Source organism: Nocardioides sp. NPDC000445, assembly GCF_040300245.1.
Taxonomy (GTDB): domain Bacteria; phylum Actinomycetota; class Actinomycetes; order Propionibacteriales; family Nocardioidaceae; genus Nocardioides.
In genome coordinates this window covers 152,802-170,043 of record NZ_JBEPDH010000001.1, presented here as the reverse complement: position 1 = coordinate 170,043, position 17,242 = coordinate 152,802, and the positions used below count along the sequence as shown (strand labels likewise).

General features: G+C 69.3%; 21 protein-coding genes. 13 read left to right on the top strand and 8 right to left on the bottom strand.

What is annotated here, in order from left to right; all coding sequences use genetic code 11:
- The first annotated feature begins 13 nt into the window (after window positions 1-13).
- The 5 genes from ABT304_RS00825 to ABT304_RS00805 all read left to right on the top strand — a co-directional run bounded on the left by ABT304_RS00825 (window position 14) and on the right by ABT304_RS00805 (window position 4,364).
- Window positions 14-1,066, top strand: a complete 1,053-nt coding sequence (locus ABT304_RS00825; RefSeq protein WP_350712898.1) for a winged helix DNA-binding domain-containing protein — start codon at window positions 14-16, stop codon at window positions 1,064-1,066.
- Between the two features lie 101 nt (window positions 1,067-1,167).
- Window positions 1,168-2,208 (top strand): PhoH family protein, encoded by a 1,041-nt coding sequence (locus ABT304_RS00820; protein WP_502890276.1) that lies wholly within the window; start codon window positions 1,168-1,170, stop codon window positions 2,206-2,208.
- Window positions 2,205-2,669, top strand: coding sequence for an rRNA maturation RNase YbeY (gene ybeY, locus ABT304_RS00815; protein WP_008363762.1), 465 nt, complete (start codon window positions 2,205-2,207; stop codon window positions 2,667-2,669). The genes ABT304_RS00820 and ybeY overlap by 4 nt, the downstream gene beginning before the upstream one ends.
- A gap of 17 nt (window positions 2,670-2,686) precedes the next feature.
- Window positions 2,687-4,030, top strand: a complete 1,344-nt coding sequence (locus tag ABT304_RS00810) for a hemolysin family protein (RefSeq protein WP_350712897.1) — start codon at window positions 2,687-2,689, stop codon at window positions 4,028-4,030.
- Window positions 4,014-4,364 carry a cytidine deaminase-like protein gene (locus ABT304_RS00805; RefSeq protein WP_350712896.1) on the top strand — a complete coding sequence of 117 codons (351 nt, stop codon included), beginning with the start codon at window positions 4,014-4,016 and terminating at the stop codon, window positions 4,362-4,364. The genes ABT304_RS00810 and ABT304_RS00805 overlap by 17 nt, the downstream gene beginning before the upstream one ends.
- Here the strand turns inward: ABT304_RS00805 and ABT304_RS00800 are convergent.
- Window positions 4,359-5,600, bottom strand: coding sequence for a PucR family transcriptional regulator (locus ABT304_RS00800; protein ID WP_350712895.1), 1,242 nt, complete (start codon window positions 5,598-5,600; stop codon window positions 4,359-4,361). The genes ABT304_RS00805 and ABT304_RS00800 overlap by 6 nt on opposite strands.
- 163 nt (window positions 5,601-5,763) lie before the next feature.
- Here ABT304_RS00800 and ABT304_RS00795 point away from each other — a divergent pair, with 163 nt between their 5' ends.
- Window positions 5,764-6,621: an SGNH/GDSL hydrolase family protein gene (locus tag ABT304_RS00795; RefSeq protein ID WP_350712894.1), complete on the top strand. Its 858-nt coding sequence runs from the start codon at window positions 5,764-5,766 to the stop codon at window positions 6,619-6,621.
- Here the strand turns inward: ABT304_RS00795 and ABT304_RS00790 are convergent.
- Window positions 6,618-6,917 (bottom strand): hypothetical protein, encoded by a 300-nt coding sequence (locus tag ABT304_RS00790; RefSeq protein WP_350712893.1) that lies wholly within the window; start codon window positions 6,915-6,917, stop codon window positions 6,618-6,620. The two genes, ABT304_RS00795 and ABT304_RS00790, sit on opposite strands and share 4 nt — an antisense overlap.
- Before the next feature lie 122 nt (window positions 6,918-7,039).
- On the opposite strand from ABT304_RS00790, the gene ABT304_RS00785 reads away from it, so the two are divergent.
- The 4 genes from ABT304_RS00785 (at window position 7,040) to ABT304_RS00770 (ending at window position 10,693) form a co-directional block, all read left to right on the top strand.
- Window positions 7,040-8,431 carry an FAD-binding oxidoreductase gene (locus tag ABT304_RS00785; protein ID WP_350712892.1) on the top strand — a complete coding sequence of 464 codons (1,392 nt, stop codon included), beginning with the start codon at window positions 7,040-7,042 and terminating at the stop codon, window positions 8,429-8,431.
- Entirely contained in the window at window positions 8,428-9,732 is a 1,305-nt protein-coding gene (locus ABT304_RS00780; protein ID WP_350712891.1) for a class I SAM-dependent methyltransferase, read from the top strand. Before ABT304_RS00785 ends, ABT304_RS00780 begins: the two co-directional genes overlap by 4 nt.
- 86 nt (window positions 9,733-9,818) lie before the next feature.
- Entirely contained in the window at window positions 9,819-10,355 is a 537-nt protein-coding gene (locus tag ABT304_RS00775) for a pyridoxamine 5'-phosphate oxidase family protein (protein ID WP_350712890.1), read from the top strand.
- Window positions 10,355-10,693: a VOC family protein gene (locus ABT304_RS00770; protein ID WP_350712889.1), complete on the top strand. Its 339-nt coding sequence runs from the start codon at window positions 10,355-10,357 to the stop codon at window positions 10,691-10,693. Before ABT304_RS00775 ends, ABT304_RS00770 begins: the two co-directional genes overlap by 1 nt.
- On the opposite strand, the gene ABT304_RS00765 is transcribed toward ABT304_RS00770, so the two are convergent.
- Both ABT304_RS00765 and ABT304_RS00760 read right to left on the bottom strand, forming a co-directional pair.
- Window positions 10,694-11,314, bottom strand: coding sequence for a hypothetical protein (locus tag ABT304_RS00765; RefSeq protein WP_350712888.1), 621 nt, complete (start codon window positions 11,312-11,314; stop codon window positions 10,694-10,696). It lies immediately after the preceding gene.
- A 1-nt stretch (window position 11,315) separates the two neighbouring features.
- Entirely contained in the window at window positions 11,316-11,723 is a 408-nt protein-coding gene (locus ABT304_RS00760; protein WP_350712887.1) for an isomerase, read from the bottom strand.
- An 86-nt stretch (window positions 11,724-11,809) separates the two neighbouring features.
- On the opposite strand from ABT304_RS00760, the gene ABT304_RS00755 reads away from it, so the two are divergent.
- Genes ABT304_RS00755 through era form a run of 3 tightly spaced genes read left to right on the top strand, consistent with a single transcriptional unit; the run spans window position 11,810 to window position 14,384 of the window.
- A complete protein-coding gene (locus tag ABT304_RS00755; RefSeq protein WP_350712886.1) occupies window positions 11,810-12,610 on the top strand; it encodes a helix-turn-helix domain-containing protein in 801 nt (266 codons plus the stop codon).
- Between the two features lie 50 nt (window positions 12,611-12,660).
- A complete protein-coding gene (locus ABT304_RS00750) occupies window positions 12,661-13,440 on the top strand; it encodes a siderophore-interacting protein (RefSeq protein ID WP_350712885.1) in 780 nt (259 codons plus the stop codon).
- A complete protein-coding gene (gene era, locus ABT304_RS00745; protein ID WP_350712884.1) occupies window positions 13,437-14,384 on the top strand; it encodes a GTPase Era in 948 nt (315 codons plus the stop codon). Before ABT304_RS00750 ends, era begins: the two co-directional genes overlap by 4 nt.
- A 185-nt stretch (window positions 14,385-14,569) precedes the next feature.
- On the opposite strand, the gene ABT304_RS00740 is transcribed toward era, so the two are convergent.
- Genes ABT304_RS00740 through ABT304_RS00725 form a run of 4 tightly spaced genes read right to left on the bottom strand, consistent with a single transcriptional unit; the run spans window position 14,570 to window position 17,198 of the window.
- Window positions 14,570-15,415 carry a septum formation family protein gene (locus tag ABT304_RS00740; RefSeq protein WP_350712883.1) on the bottom strand — a complete coding sequence of 282 codons (846 nt, stop codon included), beginning with the start codon at window positions 15,413-15,415 and terminating at the stop codon, window positions 14,570-14,572.
- Between the two features lie 2 nt (window positions 15,416-15,417).
- Complete coding sequence (locus ABT304_RS00735) at window positions 15,418-16,251, bottom strand: septum formation family protein (protein ID WP_160028270.1); 834 nt, start codon at window positions 16,249-16,251, stop codon at window positions 15,418-15,420.
- A 60-nt stretch (window positions 16,252-16,311) separates the two neighbouring features.
- Window positions 16,312-16,800: a flavodoxin family protein gene (locus ABT304_RS00730; protein ID WP_160028272.1), complete on the bottom strand. Its 489-nt coding sequence runs from the start codon at window positions 16,798-16,800 to the stop codon at window positions 16,312-16,314.
- Entirely contained in the window at window positions 16,800-17,198 is a 399-nt protein-coding gene (locus tag ABT304_RS00725) for a pyridoxamine 5'-phosphate oxidase family protein (RefSeq protein ID WP_350712882.1), read from the bottom strand. The genes ABT304_RS00730 and ABT304_RS00725 overlap by 1 nt, the downstream gene beginning before the upstream one ends.
- Window positions 17,199-17,242: the final 44 nt, after the last annotated feature.

Genomic DNA, 17,242 nt, shown 5'->3' with positions numbered 1-17,242 from the left:
GATCATCGCTACCGTGATCCTCACCGAACGGCAGCTCAACCGGACCCTCCTGCTCCGCCAGCACCTGCTGTCGCGGGCCTCGCTCACCCCGGCCGAGATGATCGAGCATCTGGTCGGCCTGCAGGCGCAGGAGACCTCGCCGCCGTTCTTCGCGCTGGCCGCCCGGCTGGAGTCGTTCGACCCCTACGCACTCAGCGCACAGCTCGAGTCGAGCGCGCTGGTCCGGCTCTCCTCGCTGCGGTCGACGATCCACATGCACACCGCCGCCGATGCCGCGCTGATCAGGGCCTGGACCCAGCCGGTCCACGACTTCTACACCCAGCGGGTCGAGATCGTCCGCCCGGCGGCGCAGCTGAAGGGCTTCGTGGAGGCGGCCGAGGACGTACTCGCTCTCGGGGCGCTGCCCAATGCGGCCCTCGAGGCCGGTCTGGTCGAGCACTTCCCAGGCGTACCGGCCAAGGCGCTGGGTCTGCGGGCGCGCAACGAGCTGCCGCTGGTCCAGCTGCCGCCGCGAGGCCTGTGGAAGGGCTCGGGCGGGCTCGTCTACGACCTGCTCCCACGCTGGACGGGGGTGCCCCCGGTGGAGGTGGACGATGTCGTCCCGACGCTGGCGCCGGAGATCGTACGCCGCTATCTGCTCGCCTTCGGGCCGGCGACCGCCGCCGACATCACCACGTGGTCGTCGCTGACGCGACTGGGCCCGGTGGTCAAGCGGATCGAGGGGCTGGTGACCTACCGCGACGAGGCCGGCAAGACCCTCTACGACGTCCCGGACGCTCCGCTCGCCACCGGCGACGAGCACGCCCCGGTGCGGCTGCTGGGGAGGTTCGACAACGTCTGGCTCTCCCACGCCAACCGGGAGCGGATCACCGCCAAGGGCACCAGGAAGGAGTGGGGCATCGGTGGCGGCGGCGCGGTCATCATCGCCGGCGGCCACCTCATCGGCCTCTGGAAGCCGGTCGACGGCAAGGTCGAGGTCGTCAAGCTGCTCCGCGACCTCACCCCGGACGAGCGCGACGAGCTCGCCGAGGAGACCGTACGCGTCGAATCGCTGCTCGCGAGCTGACGCCGGAACCATCCGGAACTATCCAGTAGGAGCGGGGCCGAACACCCGCGTACCATGGACGCACCAGCCTCATGACGAGAAAGGGCCCGCTCCGGGCATCCATGACCGATCGACACCCAAGTCCGCTTCCGACCGACGCCTCCGCCCAGGGGGTCTCCGCTACGACCAAGCACACCGTGGTCGTTCCGAACAGCGTCGACATGGTGACCGTCCTCGGTCCGGCCGATGAGCACCTCGGGATCATCGAGGCCCACTTCGACGCAGACGTGCACGTGCGCGGCAACCGGATCACCCTCCACGGCGCCCCCAGCGAGATCGCGATGATCGAGCGGGTCCTGGAGGAGCTGGTCCAGATCATCCGCACCGGCCAGGGCGTCAGCGGTGAGACCGTCGAGCGCGTGATCGGCATGCTCCAGGCCGACACGACCGAGAAGCCGGCCGACGTGCTGAGCCTCAACATCCTCTCCAACCGCGGCCGGAGCATCCGTCCCAAGACGCTCAACCAGAAGCGCTACGTCGACGCGATCGACAAGCACACGATCACCTTCGGGATCGGCCCGGCAGGCACCGGCAAGACCTACCTGGCGGTCGCCAAGGCGGTCCAGGCGCTGCAGACCAAGCAGGTCACCCGGATCATCCTGAGCCGCCCGGCGGTCGAGGCCGGCGAGAAGCTCGGCTTCCTGCCCGGCACCCTGACCGAGAAGATCGACCCCTACCTGCGCCCGCTCTACGACGCGCTGCACGACATGATGGACCCGGAGCTGATCCCCAAGCTGATGGCGTCCGGGACCATCGAGGTCGCCCCGCTCGCGTTCCTCCGTGGGCGTAGCCTCAACGACTCCTTCATCATCCTCGACGAGGCGCAGAACACCACGCCCGAGCAGATGAAGATGTTCCTGACCCGCCTCGGCTTCGGCTCCAAGATCGTGGTCACCGGCGACGTCACCCAGACCGACCTGCCCTCCGGGCAGCGGTCGGGCCTGCGGGTCGTCGAGGGCATCCTGGACGACGTCAAGGACATCAGCTTCAACAACCTGACCAGCCACGATGTCGTACGCCACCGCCTGGTCGCCAAGATCGTCGCCGCCTACGAGGAGCACGACGTGCGGAGCCAGGAACGGGCCTCCGGAGAGGGTCGATGAGCACCGAGATCATCAACGAGTCCGAGCAGGAGATCGACGTCGAGCACGTCGCCAAGCTCGCTCGTTTCCTGCTCGAGCAACTGCGCGTGCACCCGCAGGCCGACCTCCGGATCAAGTTCGGCGACGAGGCCACGATCACTGAGCTCAACGAGCGCTACTTCGACACCGAGGGCCCGACCGACGTGCTGTCGTTCCCCGGTGACGAGCTCCTCCCCGGCCGCCTCGACGAGGAGCCGGAGGAGGGCGACCTGGGCGATATCATCATCGCCCCGACGATCGCGGCCAAGCAGGGTGAGGCAGCCGGCCACGGCACCGTGGCGGAGATCGAGCTGCTGACCACCCACGGCATCCTCCACCTGCTCGGCTACGACCACGTGGACCCCGACGAGCACGCCGAGATGTTCGGGCTGCAGGCCAAGCTGCTCAAGGCCTGGGGCTCCTCGGCCACCGCACCCGAGTAGGAGCACCACCACCACCCATGGACGATGCGAGGCTGCTGATCGCAGCCGCAGTTCTGGTCCTGATCGCCGGCATCTTCTCAGCCGCCGACGCGGCGCTCAGCGCCTTCTCCCGCGCCCGGGCCGCGGAGCTGGTCTCCGAGGGCCGGGCCGGCGCCAAGCGCCTGGTGGCGGTGGTCGGCGACCCCGCCCGCTACGTCAACACGGTGCTGCTGCTCAGGATGCTGTGCGAGATCGGTGCGACCGTGCTGGTCGCGCTGTGGGCGTACGACCTCTACCAGGGGCGCTGGTGGCCGACCGTGCTCACCACGACCGCGACGATGACGGTGGTCTCCTTCGTGGTCATCGGCGTCGGTCCCCGCACGCTGGGGCGCCAGCATCACGAGGGCATCGCCCTCGCGGTCGCCGGCCCGATCGGTGCGATCACCGCCATCCTCGGCCCGATCCCGAGCCTGCTGATCATGCTCGGTAACGCGCTCACCCCCGGCAAGGGCTTCCGCAAGGGCCCGTTCTCGACGGAGACCGAGCTGCGCGAGCTGGTCGACATCGCCGAGGCCTCCGACCTGATCGAGGCCGACGAGCGCCGGATGATCCACTCGGTCTTCGAGCTCGGCGACACCCGTGCCCGCGAGGTGATGGTGCCCCGCGGTGACATCGTCTTCCTGGAGCGCCGCAAGACCCTGCGTCAGGCGTTGTCGCTGTTCCTGCGCTCGGGCTACTCCCGGATGCCGGTGATCGACGACAGCCTCGACGACATCATCGGGATGGTCTACCTCAAGGACGTCGTTGCTCGGGACTTCGAGGCGCCGGAGGTCGAGACCACCCAGCGGGTCGAGTCGCTGATGCGCAAGCCGACCTGGGTCCCCGACTCCAAGCCGGTCGACGAGCTGCTCGCCGAGATGCAGCAGCACCGCCAGCACATCGCTGTCGTCGTCGACGAGTACGGCGGCACCGCCGGCCTGATCACCATCGAGGACATCCTCGAGGAGATCGTCGGCGAGATCACCGACGAGTACGACATCGAGGACCGCGAGCCCCTCCACCTCGGCGACGGCTCCTGGCGGGTGCCCTCACGCTTCCTGGTCAGCGACATCGAAGAGCTCATCGGCGTCCCCGTCGAGGAGGACGACGTCGACTCCGTACGCGGTCTGATGGCCAAGCATCTCGGCCTCGTGCCGATCCCCGGGACCGAGGTCGAGGCCCACGGGCTCCGCTTCGCGGCCGAGGAGGCTGCCGGCCGGCGGAACAAGATCGGTACCGTACGCATCAGCGTCGTCGTCCCGGCCGAGACAGAGGCCGACGGCGAGGACGAGCAGATCGAGAAGACGGACAGGAAGAAAGAGGCACATGCCCGAGCAGAGTGAGCTCTCCGCGGAGGACCGCAAGCTGGTCACCCTGGCCCGCGCGACGCGTGCCCGCACCGGTGCGGCCGAAGGAGCAGCCGTACGCGACCTCGACGGCCGCACCTACGCCGCTGCCACCGTGGACCTGCCCTCGCTCCAGGTCTCTGCGATCGGCGTCTGCGTGGCGATGGCGGTTGCGTCGGGCTCCAAGGGGCTCGAGGCGGTCGTGGTGCTCGGTGAGTCCGACGCGCCATCCGCGGCCGACCTGGCGGCCGTCAAGGAGTTCGCAGGCGAGGACGTCCCGGTCCTTCTCGGCGACCCGCGTGGCACGTTGGCCGCGTCCGTGCGCTCATAGGCCCGAGGCGGTGCGGCGCGCGGTCACTGCTGCGTGCAGCAGCGGCAGGTCCTCGGCGCGCGTCGCGTCGAGCCCGGTCAGCTCGCTCACCCGCCGGATCCGGTTGTCGACAGTGTTGGGATGGACGTGCAGCGTCGAGGCGGTCCGGCGCCGGTTCAGCCCGCTCGCCAGGAAGACCTGCAGGGTCTCGCCGAGATCGTCGTGGCCGTCGAGAGGATCGAGCAGCGTCCCCAGCAGGTCGCGGCCGGCACCTGCGCGGGACAGCTGGTGCTCGAGCACCACGTCGACCAGCCGGTAGAGGCCGGGCGGTCTGCCCAGCTTCAGCGCGACCTCGAGGACCTCGCGGGAGAGACGTGCCGCCTCCGGCACCCCGGACGGTGCCGCGACGGTGACACCGACGTGGATCTCCGCCCCGGCGGCCCGGCGTACGTCGGCCAGGATCCGCTCCAGGCGCGCGATGTCCGTCGAGGAGCTCTCGTCGGCGGCCGTCGACAGCGGGATCAGTGCCTGACCGCCGTCGGTGGCCGGGATCCAGAGCACCGTCTCCCGGTAGTGCCTGCTCAGCTCCTCGTGGATGCGACGCAGCTTCCAGCGGGCGGCCACGAGCGGGTCGATGCCCGGGTCCGACTCGTCGGGGTGGGGGCCGGCGACGAGGGTGGCGACGAGGTAGGAGGCGGGCAGCGTCATCCCGGCACGGCCGGCCGCCTCGTGGATGTCCCCACCTTCCACCAGGGTGTTGACCAGGAGCGTCCGCGAGGCCGCCTGCTCGGCCAGCGCGGTCCTGGTGTGCTGGGCATACCCGGCCGCCACCGCGACCGCGATGTGCTCGAGGAAGCTCATCGTGGTGCGCAGTACGGCTTGCACCGCCTCCACGTCCTCCGGGCGCGCTCCGGCGAGCGCCGTGTCCGCGCAGACCCGCGCTCCGCGGTGGTAGGCGGCGACCACCATCTCGAACGGGACGCCCTCTTCGGCGCGGCGTGCGGCCGACTCGGCGAGGTCCGCCAGCGCCGCGTCGTCAGGCCGTCCGCCGGTGTCGAGCGCCGTCACGAAGAGCCGGATGGCGCGCACCACGACCCGGCGTACGTCTCCTTGGAGCAGGACCGTCGGCAGGCGGGCGTAGACAGGCAGCTCCGCCATGAGGACACGGAGGACCTCGTCGGTCAGCTCCGGGATCCGGGTCGACAGGATCTGGGTGATCTCATGGCCGCCGATGAGCCAGCTGCTGGGACCTGTCACAAGGCCATCGTGGCAGACCTCGGCCGGTCCCTGGCATCTCGCTGTGACCTGTCACAGCCTCCACCGGGAAACTCTGGCTTCGGTCCCACCCTCGAGCACCGGTGTCGTGCCCCAGCATCGTGGAGACGGCTCTTCGGCCGCGACGACGATCTGGGAGGAAGAGATGAGACGGTACGTACGGCGTGGTGCGGCCCTGCTGGGAGCGGTTGCGGCGACGGTCGCTCTGGTCATCGGACCGGGCGGAGCGCAGTCGGCCTCGGCGGCCGGTTCGCTGAAGATGGTCGCCCTCGGTGACTCCTCGGCCGCAGGCCCGCTGGTGGGGACCCAGAACAGCCTGGACTGTCTGCGATCGGCCTCGAACTGGCCGACCGTCGCCGCCCGCGCGCTCGGCGCGCAGCTCACCGACGTGACCTGCTCGGGTGCGACCACCGCCGACCTGACCGGGCGGCGGTTCGGCTACATCGCGCCGCAGCTCGACGCGGTCACCGCCGACACCGACATCGTCACGTTGGCGATCGGCGCCAACGACATCAACATGGGCGGCACCGTGATCGGCTGCACCCAGCCGCTGCCCGAGCCGCTCGGCGTCTCGTGCAAGTCGTGGATGACGGCGGGTGGGGACACCACCGACGCCCAGCTCGCGGCGGTCCAGCCGAAGATCGTCGATGCGGTGAACCGGATCCACACCCGCGCGCCCGGGGCCGCGGTCCACCTGGTCGGCTACCTTCGCTATTGGGACGCGACCGGCTGCTATCCGACCGACCCGATCTGGGCTGTCGACGCCCAGTGGCTGCAGTCCATCTTCGACCGGACCAACGCGATGATCCGGCGGGCCGCGGCGGAGAGCGGAGCGACCTACATCGACATCGCCACCCCGAGCACCGGCCACGGCGTCTGTGCCCCTTACGCGAGCAAGTGGGTCGAGGGTCTCATCCCCACCAGCGCCGCGGCGCCGTACCACCCGAACCAGAGCGGCATGGATGCCGCGGGAGCCGTCGTCGCGTCGGCCATCGCGCCTTAGCGGGCGGCTCGGTGACCGCCCGCCCCGCCCGCGCCGCCGGTCTCGGCGAGGAGGGGGAGGGTGCCCAGCTCGATCGTGACGTGGATCCCGTCCTCGTCACGATAGGCGGTGAGGCCGTTCATGGTGGCCATGTCGACACCCTTCTCACGCATGTGCACGACGATCTGGTCGATCGCCAGCGCGAGCCGCGCCTGGGACACGGACTTGTTGCGCCACTTGACCTGGTTCTCGGTGAAGTAGGGGGTTGCCTTCTCGGCGAGCGTCGACACAGCGTCACGATGGGCAGCACTGGACATGGGGACCCTCCAGGGTGCACGAGATGGGGGCGCTCGACGGGAGCAGTCGGCGCTTGTGACTGTAAGCGAACGAACGTGAAAATCGAAACCCGAGATCCCAGGGCGCGAGTAAAGTGCGTGGAGTGACGGGTGAGACTGGTTGGCAACGACACACCGAGGCCGTCGAGCGGCTGACGGCCTCCTACAAGCGGATCCCTGACGGCGCTCCCGTCAGGCTGGCCAAACGCACCACCAACCTCTTCCGGGCCCGGGCGGCGACCGACGCCCCCGGTCTCGACGTCTCCGGCCTGGGCGGCGTGATCGAGGTCGATGCCGTGGCGGGCACTGCCGACGTACAGGGGATGTGCACCTACGAGCACCTCGTCGACGCCACCTTGGCGTACGGGATGATCCCGTACGTCGTCCCGCAGCTGCGCACGATCACGCTCGGTGGCGCGGTGACCGGGATGGGCATCGAGTCGACCTCGTTCCGCAACGGGATGCCGCACGAGTCGGTGCTGGAGATGGACATCCTGACCGGAGCGGGCGAGATCGTCACGACCCGACCTGGGGAGGACCTCTTCGACACCTTCCCCAACTCCTACGGCTCCCTCGGCTACGCCACCCGGCTCAAGATCAAGCTGGAGAAGGTGCCGGGCTACGTCGCGCTGCGCCACGTACGCTTCGACGACCTCGGCCTGCTCACCAAGACGATCGCGCAGATCACCGAGAGCAGGACGTACGAGGGGGAGCGGGTCGACGGGCTCGACGGTGTCGCGTTCGAGCCGGGGGAGTACTACCTGACCCTCGCAACCTGGACCGACCAAGCAACGCAGAACCCCAGTGACTACGGCGGCCAGCAGATCTACTACCGCTCGATCCAGCAGCGTGCTGCGTCCGGTTCCGGGGCTGACCTGCTGACGACCTACGACTACCTGTGGCGCTGGGACACCGACTGGTTCTGGTGCTCGGGCGCCTTCGGCGCGCAGAACAAGTACCTCCGCAGGGTGTGGCCGCGCCGGCTGCGGCGCTCGGACGTCTACATGACGCTGGTCGGCCTGGACCGGAGGTTCGGCATCGCCGACAAGCTCGACGCGCGTGCCGGACGGCTCCTGAGGGAACGGGTGATCCAGGACATCGAGGTCCCGGTCGAGAACCTTCCAGCCTTCCTGGAGTGGTTCGACGCCGAGATCGGGATGCGGCCGGTGTGGCTGTGTCCGCTGGTCTCCCACGGCACGAGCACAGGAGGGAAATGGCCGACCTACCCGCTCGAGGCGGGCCGGACGTACGTCAACGTCGGTTTCTGGGGCACGGTCCACGTCGGCCCCGGCGCCGTCAACGCGCCCAAGAACCGTGCGATCGAGGATCAGGTCCACGAGCTCGGCGGGCATAAATCGCTCTACTCCGAGGCGTTCTACGACATGGATGTCTTCAACGCTCTCTATGACGGGGACAACCTCGCGGCCGTGAAGGCGAGGTATGACCCCGGCAATCGGTTGACCGATCTGTACAGCAAGGCGGTGAAGAGACTGTGAACCACATTGCAGAGACCATCAACGAACTCTTCGACGGTGGGCTGCCTATCAAGCTCACCGCGTACGACGGCAGTGTCGCCGGCGACAGGGACTCTCCCTTCGGGATGGAGATCCTCAACCCGCGTGGGCTCGCGTACCTGCTGACCGCGCCGGGCGATCTGGGGCTGGCACGTGCCTACGTCAGCGGTGACATGGCCCTGCACGGCATTCATCCGGGCGACCCCTACCCGCTCCTGGACGTGATCCTGGACAAGACCGACTTCAAACGGCCGAGCCCCCGGGAGACGGTCGACATGGTGCGCGCGCTCGGGGTGAAGAACTTCGTCCCGCCCAAGCCACCGCCGCAGGAGCACCTGCCGGCATGGCGGCAGCGGGCCGAGAACGTACGCCACCTCTCCGGCCGCGCGATCAGCGCGCTGCCGTGGACGCGGCACTCGCCCGCGCGCGACGCCGATGCGATCCACCACCACTATGACGTCTCCAACACCTTCTACGAGTACGTCCTCGGCCCGTCGATGACCTACACGTGCGCGCTCTACCCGACCGAGGACGCCACGCTCGAGGAGGCGCAGGCAGCCAAGTACGACCTGATCTGCCGCAAGCTCGGGCTCGAGCCCGGGATGCGGCTGCTCGACATCGGCTGCGGCTGGGGCGGGATGGTGCGCCACGCGGCCAAGCACTATGGCGTCAAGGCGCTCGGCGTCACGCTCTCGCGCGAGCAGGCCAACTGGGCCCAGAAGGCGATCAAGGCCGATCGCCTCGACGACGTCGCCGAGGTGCGCTTCTCCGACTACCGCGACGTGGTCGAGGGGGACTTCGACGCGGTCAGCTCCATCGGGCTCACCGAGCACATCGGCGTGGCCAACTACCCGGCCTACTTCGGCTTCATCAAGAGCAAGCTGCGTGACGGGGGCCGGCTGCTCAACCACTGCATCACCCGTCCTGACAACGTCTCGAAGGCGAACGCGGGAGCGTTCATCGACCGCTACGTCTTCCCCGACGGCGAGCTGATCGGCTCCGGCACCATCGTGTCCGCGATCGAGAACACCGACCTCGAGGTGCAGCACCACGAGAACATCCGGGTCCACTACGCCAAGACCCTCACGGCGTGGAACGACAACCTCCGCGACAACTGGGACGCCTGCGTCAACGAGGTCGGCCTCGGCACCGCGAAGGTCTGGGGTATCTACATGGCCGGTTCCCGGATCGGCTTCGAGCGCAACAACATCCAGCTCCACCACGTGCTCGCGACCAAGACGGTCGACGGGCTCTCGGGCTACCCGCTGCGGCACACCTTCTAGATCGAGGACGTGGCAATTGTCGAAATGGCGGTGACTCCTTCGTGGAACAGGTGAAGAGTCCTGAACCAGTCGAAGGAGACACCGCCATGAAGACCCACAACCTTGCCGAGATGTACGACGCCCCGCCGATGTCCTGGGAGGAGGTCACCGCTCGCCTCGACCAGGGGTTCAACCAGGGCCCGGGGTCGCAGGAGGGCGAGCCCGGGCGTTACACGACCTGGGTGAGCACGATCAACGCCGACGGCGGTCCGCACGTGAACGCCATCGGCGCGATCTGGTTCGACGGCCGCTTCTACCTGGTCACCGGCCCGGGGACGCGGCGCGGGCGCAACCTCGCCCGTGATCCCCGCTGCGCGCTGTCGCTCTCGGTCCGTGAGTTCGACCTGGTCGTGGAGGGCCGCGTGACGCGGGTCCTCGGCGACGAGCTCGAGCGGGTGGCCAAGCACTACCACGACGACGAGGGCTGGCCGGCCGAGGTCGACGAGTCGGGCGAGGCCGTCACCGCGCCGTTCAACGCCCAGAGCGCGGGCCCGGCGCCCTGGCACGTCTTCCGCATCGACGCGACCTCCGCCCACGCGGTCGCGACCGTCGAGCCCTACGGTGCGACCCGTTGGAGGTTCTGATGACCGACCTGTTCGCCGGGCTGCCGGTCGCGGACCTGGCCCGAGCGGCCCGGTGGTACGAGGCGCTGCTAGGCGGCCCGCCGGCCTTCTATCCCAACGACGTCGAGGCCGTCTTCGAGGTGGTCGAGCACGGCTACCTCTACGTCGAGGTGCGACGCGAGCTCGCGGGCCGTGGCTTCGTCACCCTCTTCGTCGACGACCTGGACGCCCGCCTCGCCGCGATCGCCGAACGTGGTCTGCGGCCGGAGTCGCAGGAGACGTACGGCAACGGGGTCCGCAAGACCATCTTCCGCGACCCCGACGGCAACGAGATCGGGCTGGGCGGTGGCCCGGCCTGATCAGGCCGGGACGCCGTGCTCCTTGGCGTAGGCACGACGGCACGACGCGGCACAGAAGCCGATGGTCTCGCCGTCGTGCTCCAACGTGATCGCTCCGCGGCCGAGGGTGACCTGCATGCCGCACACCGGATCGATGACGACACCCGCGGGGAGGTCGACGTCGCCCGCGCGGTGTCGCGTACGGAACTCCTCGGTCATCCAGCTCGTCAGGTCGTCCGCCGTCGCGGGTGTGCCGTTGAGCCCGATGCTGCCGTCCGCGATCCCGACGAGGTTGATCCAGAGGTGCCCGCCCGGCCTGGTCCAGCCGTGGTCGCGGTCGAGTCTGCGTACGCCGGCACGGACGGCGCCGGACAACGGGCGAGACATCTCCTCCCGCCACGCCTCGGGAACGGTGGCCGTGACGACCAGCGGCGGTGGTGCCGGCGGCGCCCACGCCCCGTCGCCGGTGCTCCATCCGACGAGCTCCCGGAAGGCGATGTGCGTCACCGCCCGGCCGCGGGACATCGTCTCCTCCGGCGCGTTGACGCCCTCGGTGAGGAGCGAGGTCACCGCCGTGGTCAGCGTCGCGCGGTCGCCGTCGGTGAGTGCGCCGGCGGGAGCGGCGATCTCGATCAGGAACACCTCAGGCCTCCTCGTGGTGCGCGTCGGGATCGAAGCCGTCGGGGGCGCGATCGATGAACGCGGTGATCGCGGCGATCCGCCCGGACCCGTCCAGGTCCAGGACGTCCGTACCCTCAGCGAACGAGCCCTCCTCCTTGCGGATGTCCCAGCGCACGCGGACGTGACCGTGGTGTGAGTCGGGCTCGGCTCGGGCCACGAACGTGAAGGCGCCGACGCCCTCGGCGAACTGGTGGGTGAAGTCGATCAGCGCCTCGAGGCCGGTGGACTCGCCGATCGGGGTGGAGCGAGCGACGTCGTCGGCGAAAAGGGTGGCGCCGAGGGTGCGCTGCTCCTCGGCGGAGAGGTTCCAGAACGAGACGTACGCCTCGGCGGTGGCGGCAGGTGAGCGGGGTGTGGTTTCAGTCGTCATGGCTACGACGATCCGCCTCCGGGCGAGCCCTGTCGATTACCTCTGGGGTAGTTGCCGCGCCGCGCTCCGCCCGGCAGCCTGGGTGCATGACAACGGCCCAGCTGAGCGTCGGAGAGCTGCTTCGGGACTGGCGCGAGCGGCGCCGTCGCTCGCAGCTCGAGGTGGCGATCGCGGCCGACGTGTCGGCCCGCCACCTCAGCTTCATCGAGACCGGCCGGTCGGGCCCGAGCCGGACGATGATCGAGCGGCTCTGCGAGGAGCTCCAGGTGCCGCTGCGTGAGCGCAACCGGCTCTATCTCGCGGCAGGGTTCGCGCCCGTCTACCAGGAGCGGCCGCTCGACGACCTCGGCGCCGCCAGGTCCGCCGTCGAGGCGGTGCTCACCGCCCACGAGCCCTATCCGGCCTGCGCGGTCGACGTCCGCTGGGACATGGTGGCGACCAACCGGCCCATGGAGCTCTTCCTGGCTCCGCTGCCGGCCGCGCTGCGGCAGCCTCGGCTCAACATGCTGCGCGCGACGTTGCATCCCGACGGCCTGGCGGCGCAGGTGCGCAACTACACGCAGTGGCGGACACACGTCGTCGGCCGCATCCGCCGGCAGCTCGACCGCACCGCGGCCGATGGGCTGGTCGAGCTCCTCGAAGACGTGGAGGGCTATCCGGCCCCGCCCGGAGCCGACGTGGAGGCGCCGGCGGTCACGGCGAGGGACGGTGCCCTGCCGGTGCTGCCGCTGCTGCTGCGTACGAGCCTCGGCGATCTGTCCTTTCTCTACGTCCTCTCCGTGATCGGCGCGCCTCGCGATGTGACGGTCGACGAGATCGCGGTGGAGGCGATGTTCCCGGCCGACGACGCGACTCGAGAGGCTCTGCTCGCCATCAGCCACGAATGAGTGCGGCGCTGATGCGGGTGGGCCGCGTCTGCGCGGATAACCTTGAGGCGATGAGTGTCAAGGCCCAGCAGTACGCCGCGGAGGTGCTGCGGCGCGAGCAGATCACGCCCCACCTCGTACGTCTGGTGCTCGGCGGTCCCGGCCTGGCCGGGTTCGAGTCCACCGGCATCCCCGACGAATGGGTCGGGCTGGTCGTCCCGGGGCAGTTCCAGTCGCGCTACTACACCGTCCGGTCATGGCAAGGTGGAGAGCTGACCCTCGACGTCGTCGTCCACGACGTCGGTCTGGTGACCGAGTGGGCCACGCGCACCGACCCCGTGGGGCAGACGGTCACCATCACCGAGCCCAAGGGCTCCTACGCCGCGCCCGACAGCGCGCAGTGGCTGCTACTGGTCGGGGACCTGACCGCGATGCCGGCCATGGCGCGGATCGCCGAGACCACCACGCTGCCGACGCGGATCTGGGCCGAGACCCCCGATGACCTGCCCGGATACCTTCCTGGGACCGCCGAGGTCACCTGGTCCACGCCGCCGTCGGAGACCTCCTCCGACCTGGCGGCAGCCGTGGAGAAGATCGAGTGGCCCGAAGGCGACGGCTACTTCTGGATGGCCGGTGAGTCCAGCCAGATGCGGGCGATCCGCAAGCATCTGATGCGCGAGCGGAAGCTCGACTCCCACGCCTACGACGTGATGGGCTACTGGCGCGGAGGCGGCCAGAAGCGGCAGCCGCGCTCGGTCGATCCCGGACCGGTGTGGCGTGAGGGCAAGGCCCAGGGGCTCACCGACGAGCAGATCTGGCAGCGATACGACGAGCAACAGGAGCAACAGTGACCGAGCCGAGCCCGGCGCCGCCAGCACACGAATTTCGGAGCGGCTTCGTGTCGTTCGTCGGACGTCCCAACGCGGGCAAGTCGACCCTGACCAACGCGCTGGTCGGCACCAAGGTGGCGATCACCTCCGACAAGCCGCAGACGACTCGTACCGTGGTCAAGGGCATCGTCCACCGGCCCGACGGCCAGCTGATCCTGGTCGACACCCCGGGCATCCACCGGCCGCGTACGCTGCTCGGCGAGCGCCTCAACGACCTGGTCGAGGCCACCTGGACCGAGGTCGACGTGGTCGCGATCTGCTTCCCGTGCAACGAGAAGATCGGCCCCGGTGACCGCCGGATCGCGGAGAACGCCAACAAGCTCAAGAAGGGGATCAAGCGGGTCGCGGTCGCCACCAAGACCGACCTCGCCACCCCCGAGCAGATCGGCGAGCACCTGATGTCGATCCAGACCCTCGGCGTCGAGCTCGGCATCGAGTGGGCCGAGATCGTCCCGGTCTCCAGCGTCGGCGGCGACCAGGTCGACCTCCTCGGCGACCTGCTGATCAAGCTTCTCCCCGAGGGGCCGCCGCTCTATCCCGACGGCGAGCTCACCGACTCTCCCGAGGAGATCATCGTCGCCGAGCTGATCCGTGAGGCAGCCCTGGAAGGCGTACGCGACGAGCTCCCGCACTCCATCGCCGTCGTCGTCGAGGAGATGCGTCTGCGTGAGGACCGCCCCGAGGACAAGCCGCTGATGGACATCCACGCCTTCCTCTACGTCGAGCGCGACTCCCAGAAGGGCATCGTGATCGGCCACAAGGGCTCACGGCTCAAGGACGTCGGTCAGCGCGCACGCCTGCAGATCAAGGAGCTGCTCGGCATGCCGGTCTACCTCGACCTGCACGTCAAGATCGCCAAGGACTGGCAGCGGGACCCGCGGCAGCTGCGCAAGCTGGGTTTCTGAAGGACTGCCGACTCGGCCTGCTGTTCGGGCTGGCGCGCTGACGCATCCGTTTCAGACGTCATTGCGCCTTGCGTCGGGCTTGCGCCGACGCGGCGCAAAGGCACCTCCCCCGCTTCGCTCCTCCGATGCATTTGCGCCGAGTCGGCGCCGTACCGGCCTTCGGCCCGGGGCTTCGCCCCGGGTCCTCAGGCCGGGGCCCAACAAATGCCGTACGTCTGCCCGCCCTGCCACTGCTCGGCGCTGGGGAACTCCCACGACCACTCGTACTTGAGCGGGTCGTCGGCGACCTCGGCGGCAGCGGCCTTGCAGTCCTCGGCGCCGGCGCTGTTGACCTTCGACTCGCCGGGGTACTTCCCGGAGCCGAGGTCGATGACCGACAGGGCTCGCCAGGTGTGCTTGAGGGAGCAGGGGACGCGCTTGAAGGACTCGGACTTCGGCGACGCCGTGCCGCACATCCGGAACGGCTCGGCGGTCTTGGAGTCGCCCAGGACGCCCTTCATGTTGCCCTTGAGGGTCATCAGGGCCTGGGGACCGGCGATGCCGATGACGTCGCAGCGGAACCAGTTGGCGCCGGCCTCGGACTCCTTGATCGTTGGTGTGAACCAGACCGGGCGCAGCATCGAGAGGCGCAGGTCGTCGGCGTCGCCACCGAGGTACTTGGTGACCTTGTTGGGGCACGCCTCGGCGACCTGGGCCGCGACCTGCTCCGAGTCGACGGCGACGAGGTGGCCGTCGACGACGTTCCTCAGCCGGCCCACGGCGTACGTCTGGGTGGTGTGCTTTCCCTTGCAGGAGACCGCGGTGCCGCCGGCGGTCGGGGCCAGCGCCTCGTCGTAGGTGAGGTTGTAGCAGGCCCCTTCCTTCGGGGACGGCGCCGCAGATGCGGAGGCGGACGGAGGCGCCGACGAGGGTGACGGAGCCGACTTCGGCTCGCCTCCGCCGCATCCGGCGAGAGCCATGGCCCCCACGACGACGAGAGCGCCCCACAACGGCGCCGCTCGCTTCGGGCTCCGCTTCAGCGTGTCTCGCATGCTCACTCCTCGGTCACCGCCCAGCAGACCGCCCAGCGGTTGCCGGCGTTCCACTCCTTCTCTCCGAACCATGTGTACCCGTAGTCGAAGCTTTCCGGGTAACCCATCCAGGCCTGGACCGAGCCCTTGCAGTACTGCGAGGCCTTCTTCTTCGACTCCGCCACACCGAGGAACTTGGTCTTGTCCTCGCCCAGCTTGATGGTCGTGACCGCCCGCATCTGGTGCGGCTCGGAGCAGGGCACCTTCGCGGAGGCGACCGTCTTGCCCTGCGCGCACACCATCCAGCGGTCCTCGATGTCCTCGATGTTCTTGACCTTGAGGAGGTTGCGGGTGGTGGTCGGCAGGTCGACGTACTCGGCGCCCTGCTGGCCGCCACCTACCACGTCGCAGCGGATCCAGCGCGCGCCCTCGTCCCAGGCCTTCTCCGAGGGTCCGAAGTAGACGTGGGAGAGCATCGAGCGCATCAGCACACTCTGGTTGGTGCCGACGTACTTCTCCAGCAGCTTGCGGCACTGGCTGAAGGCCCACTCGTTGACCTTCTCGTCGCCGTACTCCGCGTCCTTGAACTCGTCCGGGAGCGGTCCGGCGCCGAAGGTCTCGGCGTTGTGCGGCTCGTCGCAGGCGACGTACTTGTCGAAGTTGTAGGCCTCGGCGACGTCCTCGTGGGTGAGGTTGCGGCACTTGCCGACCTCGGGCAGCGCGGTCGAGTCCACCTGCTTGGGGTCCTCGCCCTTGGCAGCCGCCCGATCACCGCCGCACCCGCTGAGCGCGAGGACGGCGAGCACCACGATCAGGAGCGACACAGATGTCGTACGTCTGGGGGTATGGCCGATCACGGGGATCGACTCTACTTGCGAATCCTGAGCAGGGCCGAAAGCCCAGAGCGGACGCACAGCTCAGTCGAGGACGGCCGCGAGCGTGGCTCCCAGCTCGTACGCCGCCTCGACATGCGCGTCCTCGACGTCTCCCAGGACGTCGAGGATGTCGTAGGACTGGGCCCACCCGAGCGCACCGACGATGGACTGCACCGAGCGGATCGCGCCGGTGGTGTCGTAGCGGCCGTGGACGTAGAAGCCATAGGGGCGTTTGGCGGTGGCACCGGCCGACTCTCCGGCTCCTCCGGAGGGGTCGAGCGCGCCGCCCACGTCCAGGAAGATCGAGTCGAAGAAGTGCTTCAGCGCGCCCGACATGTAGCCGAAGTTGGCGCTCGTGCCGAGCACGTAGCCGTCGGCGGCCAGGACGTCGTCGGCCGTCGCCTCCAGCGCGGGTCGTACGACGACCTCGACCCCCTCGATCTCGGGATCGTTGGCGCCGGAGACCACCGCGTCGGTCAGACGCCGCAGCGACCGGGTGGGGGAGTGGTGGACGACGAGCAGGCGAGGCATCAGCCGTCAGTGCCCAGACGGCGGCCGGTGACCTCCTTGGGGCGCAGCCTCACCCACAACGGACGAGGGCCGGCCGGCCAGGGGTGGAGGTTCTTGACGACGTCGGGGATCTGGTCGTCGCGGTAGAGGATCTCCGCGTGTCCCTTGAACAGCGCCGACCAGCCCACGTGGGTGTCGGGGTCGAGGTCGTCGACCAGCAGCGCGATGGCGCTCTCGTCGATCTGCTCGGCCATCGAAGAGTGCGCGGAGGTGCGGATCCAGAGCGCTTCCTCGTGCACGACGTGGTTGACCGGTAGCACCACCGGGCCGCGCGGGCCGGTCCAGCCGATCCGGGACACCTGGGTGTCCGTCGCGAGCCGCCAGGACTCCTCGACCGTGAGCTCTTCCAGTTGGGCCACGCCTGTTCCTCCCCTTGGTCGTCAGTTCGGTGCCAGTCTGCCAG